General features: G+C 70.8%; 15 protein-coding genes. 3 read left to right on the top strand and 12 right to left on the bottom strand.

Features of this window, described 5'->3' with window-relative positions; all coding sequences use genetic code 11:
• Nucleotides 1-164 precede the first annotated feature (164 nt).
• A complete protein-coding gene (locus tag E1202_RS27290) occupies nucleotides 165-845 on the bottom strand; it encodes a response regulator (protein ID WP_132686189.1) in 681 nt (226 codons plus the stop codon).
• Nucleotides 842-2,419 carry a sensor histidine kinase gene (locus E1202_RS27295; RefSeq protein WP_132686191.1) on the bottom strand — a complete coding sequence of 526 codons (1,578 nt, stop codon included), beginning with the start codon at nucleotides 2,417-2,419 and terminating at the stop codon, nucleotides 842-844. Before E1202_RS27295 ends, E1202_RS27290 begins: the two co-directional genes overlap by 4 nt.
• A gap of 156 nt (nucleotides 2,420-2,575) precedes the next feature.
• Between E1202_RS27295 and E1202_RS27300 the strand changes: the two genes are divergently transcribed.
• Nucleotides 2,576-3,919, top strand: a complete 1,344-nt coding sequence (locus tag E1202_RS27300) for a cation:dicarboxylate symporter family transporter (RefSeq protein ID WP_132686193.1) — start codon at nucleotides 2,576-2,578, stop codon at nucleotides 3,917-3,919.
• Nucleotides 3,920-3,980: 61 nt separating this feature from the next.
• Here E1202_RS27300 and E1202_RS27305 read toward each other — a convergent pair whose 3' ends face one another.
• The 4 genes from E1202_RS27305 to hisD all read right to left on the bottom strand — a co-directional run bounded on the left by E1202_RS27305 (nucleotide 3,981) and on the right by hisD (nucleotide 7,824).
• Nucleotides 3,981-4,529: a phospholipase domain-containing protein gene (locus E1202_RS27305; protein ID WP_132686195.1), complete on the bottom strand. Its 549-nt coding sequence runs from the start codon at nucleotides 4,527-4,529 to the stop codon at nucleotides 3,981-3,983.
• Between the two features lie 167 nt (nucleotides 4,530-4,696).
• Nucleotides 4,697-5,314, bottom strand: a complete 618-nt coding sequence (hisB, locus tag E1202_RS27310) for an imidazoleglycerol-phosphate dehydratase HisB (protein ID WP_132686197.1) — start codon at nucleotides 5,312-5,314, stop codon at nucleotides 4,697-4,699.
• The gene (locus tag E1202_RS27315; protein WP_132686198.1) at nucleotides 5,311-6,429 is read right to left on the bottom strand and encodes a histidinol-phosphate transaminase; all 1,119 of its coding nucleotides are present in this window, start codon (nucleotides 6,427-6,429) and stop codon (nucleotides 5,311-5,313) included. The genes hisB and E1202_RS27315 overlap by 4 nt, the downstream gene beginning before the upstream one ends.
• 84 nt (nucleotides 6,430-6,513) lie before the next feature.
• On the bottom strand, nucleotides 6,514-7,824 hold the full coding sequence (hisD, locus tag E1202_RS27320; RefSeq protein WP_132686200.1) for a histidinol dehydrogenase: 1,311 nt from the start codon (nucleotides 7,822-7,824) through the stop codon (nucleotides 6,514-6,516).
• Nucleotides 7,825-8,289: 465 nt separating this feature from the next.
• On the opposite strand from hisD, the gene E1202_RS27325 reads away from it, so the two are divergent.
• Both E1202_RS27325 and E1202_RS27330 read left to right on the top strand, forming a co-directional pair.
• The gene (locus E1202_RS27325; protein ID WP_132686202.1) at nucleotides 8,290-9,555 is read left to right on the top strand and encodes a M14 family metallopeptidase; all 1,266 of its coding nucleotides are present in this window, start codon (nucleotides 8,290-8,292) and stop codon (nucleotides 9,553-9,555) included.
• Nucleotides 9,556-9,628: 73 nt separating this feature from the next.
• A complete protein-coding gene (locus E1202_RS27330; protein WP_132686204.1) occupies nucleotides 9,629-10,303 on the top strand; it encodes a YqeB family protein in 675 nt (224 codons plus the stop codon).
• 248 nt (nucleotides 10,304-10,551) lie between these two features.
• Here E1202_RS27330 and E1202_RS31610 read toward each other — a convergent pair whose 3' ends face one another.
• From E1202_RS31610 to E1202_RS27355, 6 genes are all read right to left on the bottom strand, one after another.
• Nucleotides 10,552-10,710, bottom strand: a complete 159-nt coding sequence (locus tag E1202_RS31610; protein WP_165944014.1) for a hypothetical protein — start codon at nucleotides 10,708-10,710, stop codon at nucleotides 10,552-10,554.
• Nucleotides 10,711-10,777: 67 nt separating this feature from the next.
• Nucleotides 10,778-11,440 (bottom strand): ABC transporter ATP-binding protein, encoded by a 663-nt coding sequence (locus E1202_RS27335; RefSeq protein ID WP_235879051.1) that lies wholly within the window; start codon nucleotides 11,438-11,440, stop codon nucleotides 10,778-10,780.
• The gene (locus E1202_RS27340) at nucleotides 11,413-12,378 is read right to left on the bottom strand and encodes an ABC transporter ATP-binding protein (protein WP_235879052.1); all 966 of its coding nucleotides are present in this window, start codon (nucleotides 12,376-12,378) and stop codon (nucleotides 11,413-11,415) included. Before E1202_RS27340 ends, E1202_RS27335 begins: the two co-directional genes overlap by 28 nt.
• Nucleotides 12,375-13,241, bottom strand: a complete 867-nt coding sequence (locus E1202_RS27345; protein ID WP_132686205.1) for an ABC transporter permease — start codon at nucleotides 13,239-13,241, stop codon at nucleotides 12,375-12,377. The genes E1202_RS27340 and E1202_RS27345 overlap by 4 nt, the downstream gene beginning before the upstream one ends.
• On the bottom strand, nucleotides 13,234-14,241 hold the full coding sequence (locus tag E1202_RS27350) for an ABC transporter permease (RefSeq protein ID WP_235879053.1): 1,008 nt from the start codon (nucleotides 14,239-14,241) through the stop codon (nucleotides 13,234-13,236). The genes E1202_RS27345 and E1202_RS27350 overlap by 8 nt, the downstream gene beginning before the upstream one ends.
• Nucleotides 14,205-15,764, bottom strand: coding sequence for an ABC transporter substrate-binding protein (locus E1202_RS27355; protein ID WP_235879054.1), 1,560 nt, complete (start codon nucleotides 15,762-15,764; stop codon nucleotides 14,205-14,207). The genes E1202_RS27350 and E1202_RS27355 overlap by 37 nt, the downstream gene beginning before the upstream one ends.
• Nucleotides 15,765-15,849 lie beyond the last annotated feature (85 nt).

The raw sequence follows: 15,849 nt of genomic DNA on the forward strand, positions 1-15,849 counted from the left end.
CCCCGCACCCCGCACCCCAACCGAAGAACAACACCCCCATCAGCCGATCACCAACGACGCCCCCACCGCTGATCACCAGGATTTCAGTGGAAATCGGGATCCTGATCTCCACTGAGATCCCGTATCGGGAGGTGGCCGGGTGGGGTCGGAAGCCGTGGGACGGGTCAGGATTCGCCGATCCAGGTGTAGGTCATCTCCGGGCGGCCGACCGTGCCGTAGGTGGGGAGGCGTTCGACCATGCCCGTTCCGGCGAGGTACTCGAGGTAGCGGCGGGCGGTGACGCGGGAGACGCCGGCGGCTTCGCCCACGGCGCCCGCCGAGCCGCCGGAGGGCATGGCGCGGAGGGCGGTGACGACCGCGGCGAGGGTTTCCTCGCCCATGCCCTTGGGCAGGGCCGCTCGATCCACTCCCCGCAGCGTGGAGAAGGCGCGGTCGATCTCGGCCTGGCCATGGACCTCGCGGTCCTGGCCGAGGGTGGCGCGGAAGCGGGCGTAGTGCTCCAGCTTCTCGCGCATGGCGGCGAAGGTGAACGGCTTGAGCAGGTACTGCACGACGCCGCTGGACACCGCCGCGCGCACCACCTTCAGGTCCCGCGCCGAGGTCACCGCGATGACGTCGATCGGCAGTCCGGCGGTGCGCAGCGCGCGAGCCACCTGGAGCCCGTCCATGTCCGGCAGCCGCAGGTCCAGCAGCACCAGGTCGACCGAGGTGTGCTCGACGAACCGCAGCGCGGCCTGACCGGTGCGGACGCGCCCGGCCACGGCGAAGCCCTCGACGCGGTTGACGTACGCCTCGTGCGCCTCGCCCGCCACCGGGTCGTCCTCGACCACCAGAACCGAGATCACCGCGACGCCCCCGGGAGCCGGACGGTGAACACCGCACCGTCGTCGCCGCCGACGTCAACGGTGCCGCCGTGCCGCCGCACGCTCTGCCCGACCAGCGCCAGCCCGAGGCCGCGGTCGCCGGACTTCGTCGACCAGCCGCGGCGGAACAGCTCGGAGGTCTCGGCGGGGACACCGGGCCCGTTGTCGGCGACCCGGATCAGCGATCCGTCCGATGTGGACCGTATGGTCACCTCGACGCGCGGGCCGGGCCGGTCGGCCACGGCCTCCACGGCGTTGTCGATCAGGTTCCCCAGGATGGTCACCAGGTCCCGGGAGTCGAGGTGCTCCAGCGCGGCGTCGTCGACCTCGGTGTCCTCGCTGAGCACGACCTCGACACCCCGCTCCCCCGCCTCCGCGCTCTTGCCCAGCAGCAGCGCGGCCAGCACCGGCTCGCCGACGGAGCCGACGACCTGGTCGGTGAGCCGCTGCGCGAGGTCCAGCTCGGCGGTGGCGAACCCGACGGCCTCCTCGGTGCGGCCGAGTTCGATCAGCGAGACGACGGTGTGCAGCCGGTTCGCGGACTCGTGGGCCTGGGAGCGCAGCGATTCGGCGAAGCCGCGCATCGAGTCGAGCTCGCCGCTGAGCGCCTGCAGCTCGGTGTGGTCCCGCAACGTGACGACGCTGCCCAGGTCGCGTCCGCCGCTGCGCACCGCGGAGACGTTGACCAGCAGCACGCGGTCGTCGGTCAGGTGCACCTCGTCGCGGACCGCGCGGCGACCGAGCGTGTCCACAAGGGACGGCGGCAGGTCCAGCTCGGACACCTGCTCGCCTTCGATCTCGGCGGAATCCAGCGAGAGCAGCACAGCGGCACCATCGTTGCACAACGTCACGCGACCGTCCGGCGCCACCAGCAGCAGGCCTTCGCGCACCGCGTGCAGGATCGCGTCGTGGTACTCGTACATCCGCGACAGCTCCGCCGGGCGCATGCCGTGGGTGTGCCGCCGGATCCGCGCGTTGACCAGGTAGGTCAGCGCCCCGCCGAGCAGCAGCGCGCCACCCGCGACGAGCACCAGCACGGTCACCTGCCTGCTCAGCTCGGCGGTGATCACGCGCACGGTGATGCCGTCGGCCACCAGTCCCACCATCTGGGTGCCCCGGTGCACCGGCACGACCGCGCGCACGGACGGGCCCAGCGTGCCGGTGTAGGTCTCGACGAGCGTCCGCTCCGGGTCGATGTTGCCGCGGAACGGCTTGCCGATGCGCGACGGGTCCGGGTGGGTGTGGCGGATGCCCTGCGGGGACATGATCGTGATGAAGTCGACCCCCGCTTCGGCCCTGACCCGCTCGGCCAGCGGCTGCAGGGTCGCGGTCGGGTCCGGCGCGACCAGGGCGTCGGCGACGGCGGGCTGCGCGGCCAGCGTGCGCGCCACGGCCACGACCTTGTCGCGCGCGGCGTCCTCTGTCCGGCGCCCGGCGTCGTACCAGGCCAAGGCCGCTCCGGCGAGCACGACGAAGGCCACGACGAAGATCTGGAGCACGAACAGCTGACGCGCCAGGCTCCACCGCGGGGAGAACCGGTTCCGGTATCTGGACATCACTTACTCATGTCGACGATGTGAACACAATGAACAGAAGCGAGACGGGGTCGATACAAAGCTCGCATAGTCTCCGTCCAGATCTTTCCGTGACCTGGGACACGCACGGTGCATCGTATGTGACCCGGAGACACCGGCCCCGCAAGGAGTTCAACAGTGGCTAGCAATGATGCTGCGCCGACGAAACGTCGGGACAGAACGCACTACCTCTACATCGCGGTGATCATCGCCGTGCTGGCGGGCATCGTCGTCGGCTTCGCGGCCCCCGATGTCGGCAAGGCGCTCAAGCCGTTGGGCGCCGGGTTCGTGAACGTGATCAAGATGATGATCTCGCCGATCATCTTCTGCACGATCGTGCTCGGCGTCGGCAGCGTCCGCAAGGCCGCCAAGGTCGGCCGGGTCGGCGGTCTGGCGCTGGCCTACTTCCTGATCATGTCGGTGGTCGCGCTGGTCATCGGCCTGGTCGTCGGCAACGTGCTGCACCCGGGCGAGGGGCTGCAGATCACCGACGAGCTGCGCGGCTCGGGCGCCGAGCAGGCCGGTGAGGAAGCGCAGAGCACCACCGAGTTCCTGCTCGGGATCATCCCGCAGACGCTGGTGTCCGCCCTGACCGAGGGCGAAGTGCTGCAGACGCTGCTGGTGGCGCTGCTGGCCGGTTTCGCGCTGCAGGGCATGGGCGAGAAGGGTCAGCCGATCCTCCGCGGCATCGAGCACATCCAGCGCCTGGTGTTCAAGATCCTGGCGATGGTCATGTGGGCCGCCCCGATCGGCGCGTTCGGCGCCATCGCGGCCGTGGTCGGCGCCACCGGCGTGGACGCCCTCAAGGGCCTCGCGGTGATCATGCTCGGCTTCTACACGACGTGCGCGGTGTTCATCTTCGTCGTGCTGGGCGCGGTGCTGTGGGTGTTCGCGCGGGTCAACATCTTCTCGCTGCTGCGCTACCTGGGCCGCGAGTTCCTGCTGATCGTGTCGACCTCGTCGTCGGAGGCGGCGCTGCCGCGGCTGATCGCGAAGATGGAGCACCTCGGCGTGAGCAAGCCGGTCGTGGGCATCACGGTTCCCACCGGCTACTCGTTCAACCTCGACGGCACGATGATCTACCTGACGATGTCGTCGCTGTTCATCGCCAGCGCCCTGGGCGACCCGCTGTCGATCGGCGAGCAGGTCGGTCTGCTGCTGTTCATGATGGTCGCGTCGAAGGGCGCGGCGGGCGTCAGCGGTGCCGGTCTGGCCACCCTGGCGGGCGGTCTGCAGTCGCACCGCCCGGAGCTGCTCGACGGCGTCGGCCTGATCGTGGGAATCGACCGCTTCATGTCGGAGGCCCGCGCGCTGACCAACTTCGCGGGCAACGCCGTGGCCACGGTCCTCATCGGCTCGTGGACCAAGGAGCTCGACCGCGCCCAGATGCAGCAGGTCTTCGCAGGCGATTCGCCGTTCAACGAGCAGACGTTCGTCGACGACGGTGGCGTGACCGAGGAGAAGACCCCCGAGAAGGTCTGACCCGCTCGCTCGGAACCGCCCTTCGCCCAGCGCGAGGGGCGGTTTCGCGTTTCCCGGGGACTTACTCGGCCCTGCCGGCGATCCTGCGGTGGAAGGTCTCGTCCTCGGCAGCGGTGACCTCGAGGTCGTAGCGGCCCTGCGGAGCGGGCCAGAACACGGGCAGGGCTCCCCCGGCCGCGACCAGGACGCGGTCCTCGTGCTCGGCGTGGGCGAGGGCGCGCAGGTCGAGCCGGAGCTCGTGCGGGCCGTTGTTGCGCAGTTCGAGCCTGAGCCCTCGCTCGGCGTGGCGGGCCTGGACGTCGATCGCTGCGGCACGACCGTCGACCGAGCCGCTGAGCTCCATCCGGAGGTCCTCGGGGCCGTCGATCGTGCAGTGGTAGTGCGAGCCGACCGGGACCGGCACGAACTTCTCGCCGAGCACGTCCACGTGGTGCGGCTCGCCGTGGCCGGTGCGGATCGCGAAGCGCGCGAAGTCGGGACCCACGCAGCCCAGGCGCAACGAGACGGTCTCACCGACCACGACCCCACCGACCTGCGGTTGAACCGCTGCGGCGGCGAGCGGCCCGGTCACGGGGGTCTCGGAGGAATCGCGCACACGCCCGATCGTCACCCCGCCAGGACACGACCAGGGGACCTCCCGGTGTCCGCGAGATGAACCAGGCCTCCCCGCGAAGCGACATGACCCTCCGCCACGACGCGACGACCAGCGGTGACGCTGCGGCGCGCTCGAATTTCGCGCGGAACTCGAGAACGTGCCCCGCCGGAGTGACGGGGTCCTTACAGCGCGCCCTTGGTGGAGGGGACGACTCCGGCGAAGCGGGGGTCGGGTTCCACCGCTGCGCGCAGGGCGCGGGCGATGGCCTTGTACTCGGCCTCTGCGATGTGGTGCGGGTCGCGGCCGTGGATCACCCTGGTGTGCAGGTTGATCTGGGAGTGGAAGGCCAGCGACTCGAACACGTGCCGGTTGAGCACGAACGGGTAGTTCCCGCCGATGGTGAAGGAGTTGTACTCCTCCGGCTCACCGGTCATCACGCAGTAGGAGCGGCCGGAGACGTCCACGGCGGCGTGCGCGAGGGTCTCGTCCATCGGGATCCAGGCGTCGCCGAAGCGGCGGATGCCCTTCTTGTCGCCCAGCGCCTGGCGCAGCGCCTGACCGAGCACGATCGCGGTGTCCTCGACAGTGTGGTGGGCGTCGATGTGGATGTCGCCGGTGGACTTGACCTTGAGGTCGAACGCGGCGTGCGTGCCCAGCGCGGTGAGCATGTGGTCGTAGAACGGGACCGTGGTGTCGATGTCGACCTGCCCGGTGCCGTCGAGGTCGAGCTCGACCAGCACCGACGACTCCTTGGTGGTGCGCTCGACGCGACCGACCCGCGTGCCTGGCTGAAAACTCACCGTTCGATCTCCTCCATGACTGCCTTGCTCGCCGCCAGGAACGCGTCGTTCTCGGCGGGCGTGCCGATGGTGACCCGCAGGTGGCCGGGGATGCCGACGTCGCGGATCAGCACGTCGGAGTCCAGGTAGCGCTCCCAGGCGCGGTGCGCGTCGGTGAAGCGCCCGAACAGCACGAAGTTGGCGTCGCTGGGCGCCGGGGTGAACCCGAGCTCGCGCAGCGCGGCCACGACCCGCTCGCGCTCGTCGATCAGCGCCCGCACCGAGCCCAGCGTGGCGTCGGCGTGCCGCAGCGCGGCGCGGGCGGCGGCCTGGGTGACCGCCGAGAGGTGGTACGGCAGCCTGACCAGCAGCAACGCCTCGATCATCGCCGGGGCCGCAGCCAGGTAGCCCAGCCGCCCGCCCGCGAAGGCGAAGGCCTTGCTCATGGTGCGGCTGACGATGACCTTCGCCGGGTAGCGCTCGATCAGCTCGACCGCGCTGGGCTGCGCGGAGAACTCGGCGTAGGCCTCGTCGACCACGACCACGCCGGGCGCGGCATCGAGGACGGCCACCAGGTCTTCCGGCGAGATCGACGCGCCGGTGGGGTTGTTCGGGCTGGTCACGAACACCACGTCGGGCTGCTTCTCGGCGACCAGGCGGGCCGCTTCGGCACCGTCGAGGCTGAAGTCCGCGCGGCGCGGCGCGGGCAGCCAGTCGGTGCGGGTGCCCGCCGACAGGATCGGGTGCATCGAGTACGAGGGCTCGAAGCCCAGCGCGCTGCGCCCGGGACCTCCGAACGCCTGCAGGATCTGCTGCAGGACCTCGTTCGAGCCGTTGGCGGCCCACACGTTGTCCATCGCGAGCCCGACGCCGGTCGCGGTGGACAGGTAGGCGGCGAGGTCACTGCGCAGCTGCCTGGCGTCGCGGTCCGGGTACCGGTGCAGGTCAGCGGCCGCTTCCTGGACCGCTGCGGTCACGTCGGCGACCAGTTCCGGCGGCGGCGGGTAGGGGTTCTCGTTGGTGTTCAGCCGGACCGAGACGTCCAGCTGCGGCGCGCCGTAGGGGCTGCGACCGCGCAGGTCGTCCCGCAGCGGCAAGTCGGCCAGCGTCGTGTCGGCGCCGAGCACGTCACTCATGGGTGTCCTTCGTCGTCATGTCGCCACCTCGGCCAACGGAGGTTCTCACCTGCACCGTTGCGGCGGCCGAGGTCTGCATCGTCTCTAGAAGCGGGCGGTCACGGCTTGGCCGTGGGCGGGCAGGTCCTCGGCGTCGGCGAGCGCGACGACCTGGTCCGCGACGTCGCGGAGCGCCTGCTCGGTGTAGGAGATGACGTGGATGCCGCGCAGGAAGCTCTGCACGCTCAGGCCCGAGGAGTGCCGGGCGCAGCCACCGGTGGGCAGCACGTGGTTGGAGCCGGCGCAGTAGTCGCCGAGCGAGACCGGCGCGTACGGGCCGACGAAGATCGCGCCGGCGTTGCGCACCCGCGCTGCGACCGCGTCGGCGTCGGCGGTCTGGATCTCCAGGTGCTCGGCGGCGTAGGCGTTGACCACCCGCACGCCGTCGTCGATGTCCGAGACCAGGATGCAGCCGGACTGCTGCCCGGTCAGGGCCGTGCGGATGCGCTCGACGTGCTTGGTCCGGCCGACCTGGCGCTCCAGCTCGGCGTCGACGGCGTCGGCCACCTCGGGCGAGGTCGTGACCAGCACGCTGGCGGCCAGCGTGTCGTGCTCGGCCTGGCTGATCAGGTCTGCGGCCACGTGCACCGCGTCGGCCGTGCCGTCGGCCAGCACCGCGATCTCGGTGGGACCGGCCTCCGAGTCGATGCCGATGAGGCTGCGCAGGTGGCGCTTGGCGGCGGTGACGTAGACGTTGCCGGGGCCGGTGACCATGTCGGCGGGCAGCAGCTCGCCGTCGTCGGTGTCGCGACCGCCGTAGGCCAGCAGGGCGACGGCCTGCGCACCGCCGACCGCCCACACCTCCTCGACGCCCAGCAGCTGCGCGGCGGCCAGGATCGTCGGGTGCGGCAGGCCCCCGAACTCGGCCTGCGGCGGACTGCACACCACCAGCGATTCAACGCCGGCGGTCTGGGCCGGGACGACGTTCATGACCACGCTCGACGGGTAGACGGCGAGACCGCCGGGCGCGTAGAGGCCGACGCGCTCGACCGGCACCCAGCGCTCGGTGACGGTTCCGCCGGGCACGACCCGGGTCGTGCTGTCGGTGCGCTGCTGGTCGGCGTGCACGCGGCGTGCGCGGGCGATGGACTCCTCCAACGCGGAGCGCACGGCCGGGTCGAGCTCGTCGAGCGCGCGGCTGAGCTCCGCCGCGGGCACCCTCACCCGTTCGGGGCGAACTCCGTCGAACTTGTCGGTGTAGTCGAGCACGGCCTCGACGCCGCGGTCGCGGATGTCCTCGATCACCGGACGGACCCGATGCAGCACGTGCTCGACGTCCATCTCGGCGCGCGGCAGCGTGGCGCGCAGCGTAGCGGTGGAGGGAACACGACCGCGCAGGTCGGTACGGGTGAGCATGAGCATCCTTCCAACACCTCGGGACTACACCTACCAGGGTAATCGCAGCCCACCCCACCCGTCCGCGAACCCAGCCCAGGGTCACAGAACAACGACCAGGACCAGGAGAGGCGAGGCACGACCCAAGCCGAACCCGACCCACGTCAGGCAAGCACCGAAGGTGCTTTCTTCTCACTACCCCACCAGAGCAACCGGCACCGCCGCGGGTTCTGAGCGGCTCTCTGGGGAGGACAGCCGAAGCGCCGTGTGTTGGCTGGCATACATCAGTCTCGGATCCCGGAGCCAGAGAGCCGCTCAGGTTCCGCCACCCGCACCGCAATGCAAGAAGACACTGAGTAGTTCGATCACTCGAACAAAAAACGGGGAAAATTGTTCAACTGAGGCCATAGTTCGCCAGAGAGTTGCCATCATCAGAAACCTCTTGGACTCTTCGAACGTCACCTCCAGTGATCGATCGGAGATCCGATGTTCAGTTCCCGGCGCAAGGCAGCACTGGTGGCCGCGGCCGCCGGTCTGGTCCTGCTGGCACCGGTTCAGGCGGGCCTGGCCGCAGAACCGACCGGTGCGTCCGCACAGGACCGTGCGATCTACACGGTCCCCAACACCGACAGCGCATCCCGCACGGAGATCAACCGCAGCGGCGCGGAGGTCCTGGGCGTCACCAAGGACCGGGTCGCCAGCGTGGAGGCGACGGCGGCGGAGGCCGAGCAGTTGCGCGCTCGCGGCTTCCAGCTCACCGAGCAGACGAAGGTCGCCGACGCGCTGCAGCGCCGCAACGGCGTGCAGCCCACGGCCCCGGGCGACTTCCCGCCCGGTGACGAGGCGTACCACACCTACGACGAGATGGTCGCCGAGCTCGACAAGACCGTGGCCGACCACCCGGACATCGCGGCGAAGGTCAGCGCGGGCAAGTCGTTCGAGGGCCGCGACATCCCGGTGCTCAAGGTCAGCGACAACGTGGCGACCGACGAGGACGAGCCGGAGGTCCTCTTCGACTGCAACCAGCACGCCCGTGAGCACCTGACCACGGAGATGTGCCTGCACGTCGCCCAGCGGTTCACCGACAACTACGCGGACCCGGCCGTGAAGGACTCCGTCGACAACCGCGAGATCTGGATCATCCCGTCGGTCAACCCGGACGGTTCGTCGTTCGACGTGGAGTCGGGCGAGTACCAGGGCTGGCGCAAGAACCGCCAGGACCAGGGCACCGACACCAACCGCAACTGGGGCCACAAGTGGGGCTGCTGCGGTGGTTCCAGCGATGACCCGGCCGACGAGACCTACCGGGGCACCGCGGCGTGGTCCGCGCCGGAGACGGCGGCGATGCGCGACTTCATCGACTCGCGCGTGGTGGGCGGCACCCAGCAGATCAAGGCCGCGGTGGACTTCCACACCTATTCCGAGCTGGTCCTGTGGCCCTTCGGCCACACCTCGGACGACGTCACCGAGGGCATGACCCAGCAGGAGTACGACCGGTTCGCCAAGGTCGGCACCGAGATGGCGCAGACCAACGGCTACACGCCGCAGCAGTCCAGCGACCTCTACATCACCGACGGCGACAGCCTCGACTGGATGTGGGGCCAGCACAAGATCCTGGCGTTCACCTTCGAGATGTACCCGTCGAGCAGCGGTGGTCTCGACGGCTTCTACCCGCCGGGCGACGTGATCGAGCGGGAGACGGCCCGCAACGACGCCGCAGTGGACATCCTGCTGCGCGAGGCGGGTGCTTGACCCGTCCAGGAGGGGGATCGGGAGGGCCCGGGGTGTGCGCACCCCGGGCCCTTTCTCCCGCGATAATGAGGCCATGAGCACCGCGACGACGATTCATCCGCCCGCGCTGGTGCGCCGGGGCTCGTGGATCTACTGCCCGCTGCTCGGCGCGGTGGCGGGGTTCCTGCTGCGGATGGTCGCCGCGTGGGTGGCGGGCCTGCCGTGGGCGCCGTTCCAGGGCGTGTTCGAGCTGGCCGCCTCCGGGACGGATCCGTGGGGGATGCTGGTGGCGATCGCGCTGGGCTCGATCATCGGCCTGGGGTTCGCGGGGTTGTTCGCGCAGGAGCGGCTGACGGTGACGGTCGGGCCTGAGCATGTGGTGCTGGCGACCGGCCGCAACGCGCACGAGATCGCCGGCGCCGAGGTGGACGCGGTGTTCACCGAGCGCGGGCACCTGGTGCTGCTGGACGGCACGGGCGCCGAGCTGGCCCGCCGCAAGTCGGGGCTGGACCGGCTGGCGCTGCGCGACGCGTTCCGCGAGCACGGTTACGCCTGGCGGGATTCCGACCCCTACGCGGGCCGGTACGTGCTCTGGACCGAGGACACGAGCGAGCTCTCGCTGCGGGTGAACGCGCTGATGACCGAGCGCGACCGAGCGTTGCGCAGGCGCGACCACAAGGAGGCCGCGCTGCTGCGAACCCAACTGGCGGAGCGAGGAATCGTCCTCAGAGACGGCCACCGCAAGCAGTACTGGCGCCACACCGACTGAGAAGCGCCCAAAAACCAGGCAAGTCAGGCAAGACGCCAGACCACGTCAGGCAAGCGACGAAGTCGCTTTCTCAGTACCCCACCCAAGCAACCGGCACCGCCGCGGGTTCTCAGACGTTCTCTGGGGAGGACAGCCGTAGCGCCGTGTGTTGGACACATACATCAGTCTCGGATCCCGGAGCCGGAGGACGTCTGAGGTTCCGCTACCCGCACCGCCCAGCAACAAGACCACTGAGAAGTTCGAAGAAATCAGGAAAGCATCAGCACGATCGAGCCGATGACGATGCCTGCTACCACTACTGCTGCGGCCACGATCATGAGCATGCGCGTCTGGGGGCGGTCGTCGGCGACCTCGTTCTGCGCGCGCTCCCGCCACTGGACGAACGTGGTGCCTTCTTGCTCGCTCACTTCAGCTCCTGAGAGTCGTTCGTACGTCTTCGAAGCGGCTCCCCGAGTACCGCACTGCGCCACAATCTCATATCAACTCGGAAACTTGAACCACGCGGTGGGCCCAGCGGTCGAGCAGGGCCTCGTCGTGGCTGATGGCCAGGACTCCGGTGCCGTTCTCCCGCGTTCGGCGGTCGACGACGCGCACGAGCGCGGCCGTGGTGGAGGCGTCGAGCATGGCCGTCATCTCGTCGCACACCAGGTAGCGGGGTTGCGGGGCGAGCGCGCGGGCCAGGCAGGCGCGTTGCAGCTGGCCGTCGCTGACCTCGTGCGGCCGGCGGGTGAGCAGCTCGGCGGTGAGCCCGACTTCGTCGGCCAGTTCGGCGATGTCACCGGCTTCGCCGCGGGCGAGCAGCGGTTCGGCGATGATGTCGCGGAGCGTGAAGCGCGGGTCGACGGCGGGTCTCGGGTGCTGGAAGACGATTCCGATCGCCTTTCGCGTTTCCCCGGGTGTGCGGTGCCGAAACCCGGTGATGTCGCCGCCATCGAGGGACACTCGTCCGGACCAAGGGCGGTGCAGCAGCGCCAGAACACGTCCCAGCGTCGACTTGCCCGAACCGCTGGGCCCGGCGAGACCGAGCACCTCACCTGCGGAAACGTCGATGCTCGCGCCGTCGAGGACCGGTTCGCCACGCCGGTAGCCGACGACGACGTCGGTGGCGCTCAGCACGGCGCGTGAGCGGCGATCCACCGCTCGCCCCGGGCGAGGAGTTCCGGATCTCCCGTGCAGGGCGCGAATCCGGGCTGGTCCGGACGGCGTTGGCAGTACACGCAGCCCCACTCCCCTTCGATGCGGTCGAGTTCGGTCAGCGACGGCGGGTGGCCGGGGATCGGTTCGAACCCGCCCTCCGGCAGGGCCGCCAGCAGGCCGGCGGTGTACGGGTGCCAGGGATCGCCCAGCACCTCGTCGGCGGGCCCGGCTTCGACGATGCGGCTGGCGTACATCACCGCCACGTCGGTGGCCACCCTGCGGGCGGCGGCGAGGTCGTGGGTGATCAGCAGGACCGCGCGGGAGTCGGTCGCGGCGTCGGCGAGCAGGTCGACGGTGCGGTGCACCAGCGGCCGGTCCAGGCCGGTGGTCGGTTCGTCGGCGAGGATGATCCGCGGGTCCCCCGCCAGCGCCAGCGCGAGCGCGACGCGTTGCGCCATGCCACCGGACAGCTCGTGCGGGTAGCGGTCCAGATCGGCCGGGTCGAGCCCGACGCGACGGGCGAGTTCGTCGGCGCCGCTGGGTCCGCGCAGGGCGTCGATGGTCTCGACGAGCTGCGCGCGGGCCGTGCGCACCGGGGTCAGGTGGGTGCTCGCCGACTGCGGCACGAGTCCGATGCGACGACCGCGAACCCGCCCTGCCAGCACCGTTTCCGGCGCCGAGAGCAGGTCCGTTCCGTCGTCGAGCAGCGCGTGGCCGCGGGTTTCGGCGTTGCCGGGCAGCAGACCCAGCAGCGCGGAGGCCAGAACCGACTTGCCGCAACCGGATTCGCCGACCAGCGCCAGCACGCGTCCGGGACGCAGCCGCAGCGCGGCGTCGCTGACGGCGCGCACCAGCACACCGCGCGGCAACCGGAACCGGACCGAGAGCTGGTGCAGCGTCAGCAGATCGGTCGTCTCGGGCGCTTTGATGTCGGTCACAGCGACAGCTCCGATCGTCGTCGCGGCACGATCCGGTCCCGCCAGGTCGCGGCCAGCCCGGACACCGCCAAGGTGGTGGCCACCAGCAGGCCCGACGGGAACAGCACGATCCACCAGGCTCCGAGCAGCACGGCGTCGCGGCCGTCGCCGAGGATGTTGCCGATGCTGGCCAGGTGCGGCGGCAGCCCCAGCCCGAGGAAGCTCAGCGCGGTCTCGTGCCACACGGCGTGCGGCACCAGCAGCACCGCCGACAGCGCGGCCTGCGGCACGATGGCCGGCAGCAGGTGCCTGCGCAGGACGCGCGTCCGCGACGAACCACCGGCGATGGCGGCCTCGACGTGCGGGCGCTGCCGCAGCGACAGGACCTCGGAGCGCACGACGCGCGCGACCGTCGTCCAGTGCGTCAGCGCGATCGAGCAGATCACCGCGACCAGGCTCCCCCGGTACAGCGCGACGATGACCACGCCGAGCAGCAGGTGCGGCACCGAGTTGACGGTGTCGACCAGCCGCATCAGCAGGCGGTCGGCCCAGCCGCCGATCCCTCCGGCCACCACGCCCACCAGCGAACCGAGCACTGTGGACACCAGCGCGCTGAACGCGGCGACCAGCAACGACACCCGCAGTCCTGCCATCGACTGCACGAACAGGTCGCGGCCGTTGGAATCGGTGCCGAAGGGGTGCGCGAGACCGGGTGCGAGGCGGATCTGCTCGTAGCTCACGGCCTGACCGCCCAGCAGCATCGGCACGAACACCGCGCCGAGCACCAGCAGCACCAGGACGGCCAGCGACGCGCGCAGGCGGGTCTGCGGGCGCGCGCGGGAGATCCCCGCGCGACCGGCCGGCTTCCAGGTCAGCTCAGCCATCCGCGGCCACCCTCGGGTCGAGCAGGATCGCGGCGACGTCGGCCAGCAGCGAGCCCAGCAGCACCGCCGCCGTGGCCACCAGGGTCACCATCGCCAGCAGCGGGTAGTCCACGGCCGTGGCGGCGGTGACCACCGCACCCGCCAGGCCCGGCCAGGAGAAGACCTCCTCGACCAGCACGGTTCCGGTGACCAGCTCCGGGATGCGGGCGCCGATGAGCGTGACGAACGGCAGCAGCGCGGTGGGCAGGGCGTGGCGCAGCACCACGACCCGCTCGGCCAGGCCGCGCGCGCGAGCGCCGGTGACGTGGTCTTCGGTCAGCGAGCCCAGCATCGACTGCCGGACGTGCAGCACCAGCCACGGGGTCTGGGACACGCCGAGCACGAGCGCGGGCAGCGCGAGGTGTTCGGCGACCTGCGCGAAGGACACGTCCTCCCCGGCGTCGGTCAGGCCCGCCACCGGCAGCCAGCCCAGGCCGAGCGAGAACACGGCGATGGACAGCAGCGCCAGCACGAACGGCGGGACGCCCTCCAGCGCGTGCCCGACGGCGGTGATCAGCCGGTCCACGACGCCGCCCTGCCGCCACGCGGCGATCGTGCCTCCGACCAGCGCGAACAGCACCGCCAGGGCGAGTCCGGTGGCCGCGAGCAGCGCGGTCCACGGCAGCCGTTCGGCGACGACCTGGGCGACGGGCTGGCGCAGCGATCGGGAGATCCCGAGGTCACCGCTCAGCACGCCGCCGAACCACTGCCCGAACTGCTCCAGCACGGGCCGGTCGAGGCCGAGCTCGGCGCGCACCCGGGCCACGTCGGCGGCCGAAGCGGTGAACAGCCGCACCCCGAAGTACTGGTCGATCGGGTCGAACGGCGAGGCCGAGGCCAGCAGGAACACGCCGAGCGCGACGATCACCAGCACCGGGACGGCGAACGCCAGGCGCCGCAGCACCAGGCGCGAGATCGCCCGGGTCATGCGCTGGGCTTCCAGGTCTCGACGTTCCACCACGGGCCCCAGGTGGTGCCGTGGGTGTGCGGCTCGACGGGCGCCTGGTAGCCGGTGAAACCGCCGTCGCGCAGCACGTAGCTGTGGTCGATGAACGCCAGGTAGACCAGGCCGGGGTCGGCGACGTAGGCGCGCTGGGCCTGCCGGTAGAGCTCGGCGCGCTTGGCCGGGTCCAGCTCGCGGCGGGCCGCGTCGAGGGCGGCGTCCACCTCGGCGTTGCGGTACTGGCCGGGGTTGTTGTAGGTGCCGGTGCCGATCGCCGAGGAGCTCAGGCTGGAGTAGACCTGCGGGTCCGGGTCCATCGGGTTGCCGCCGCCGAGCACGATGCCGTCGGTGGCCAGCCGCCCGGCGACCGCGGAGCGGTCCACCCCGGCGAGCTCGACCTCGATGCCGACCTTGCGGGCGTCGGAGGCGAAACCCGTTGCCAGGTCCCGGCGGAGGCTGTCGTCGGCGAAGTACATCACGGTGAACTTCGCGCGGGTGCCGTTGCGCTCGCGGATGCCGTCGGCGCCGACTCGCCAGCCCGCGTCGTCGAGGATCCGGCCCGCCTGCTGCGGGTCGTGGGCGAAGGTCGCCGCGGGCTCGTGGTGAGCGCCCATCGACGGCGGGATCGGGGCGTAGGCGGGTTTTCCGTGCCCGCCGAGCAGCGCCTTGATCATGCCGTCGCGGTCCACGGCGAGGTTCAGCGCGGTGCGCACGGCGCGGTCGCCGGCGACGGGATGGGTGTTGGGCAGCGCGATGCTGCGGTAGTCGGCGGTCCCGTGGTGCACGACGCGGAACCCGTCGCGCGCGGCGCCCTCGGCGAGCACCGGGGGCAGCACGGTGCCGTCGAACTCGCCTGCGGCTAACCGCTGCGCGCGGGTGTTGTCGTCCTTGGCGAACACGACGGTGATGTCGTGCACGGCCGGTGCGCCGCCCCAGTAGTCGGGGTTGGCGGCCCAGGTCATCTGGTCGCCTTGGCGCCATTCGACGAGCCGGTACGGGCCGGTGCCGACGGGGCGGGTGTTGAGCGGCGAGTTCTCCTGGGAGGCAGGGGTTTTCAACGCCTCGTTCGGGACGATGCCCAGGACCATCTTGGAGGGCCAGGCGGAGTAGGGGAACTTCAGGTCGAAGCGGACGGTGTGCGGGTCGACGGCCTGGACCCCGGCGAGCATGTCGTAGTCGGAGGAGATCGTGGAGGCGTAGGCGGGGTCGATGGCCGCGCGGTAGGTGGCGGCGACGTCCTCGGCGTCGAACGGCGTTCCGTCGTGGAACTTCACGCCGTCGCGGAGCTTCACGGTCCAGGTGGTGGCGTCGGCGTTGGCCTGCGGCTGCTCCACCGCGAGGGCGGGCCGCAGCTGCGCGCGCCCGTCGAAGGCGAGTAGTCCGTCGTAGAACTTCGCCGCTCCCTCGGCTCCGTACCCGAGCAGCGGGTTCACGCTCTCCGGCTCGTACCCGTCGGCGAGCAACATCGCGCCGGACTCCCCGGGCTGCGAAGGCGCAGCGCACCCGGCGGCCACGACCCCGACGACGAGCGACAACCCCACGACCAAACTCCGACGTTTCAGCACTCACGCACCATAAGGGTTATTGCAACTCTTTCTCAATAATCTGAGATCTTCCTCGCCACCC

This window comes from Saccharopolyspora karakumensis (assembly GCF_004349225.1).
Classification (GTDB): domain Bacteria; phylum Actinomycetota; class Actinomycetes; order Mycobacteriales; family Pseudonocardiaceae; genus Saccharopolyspora; species Saccharopolyspora endophytica.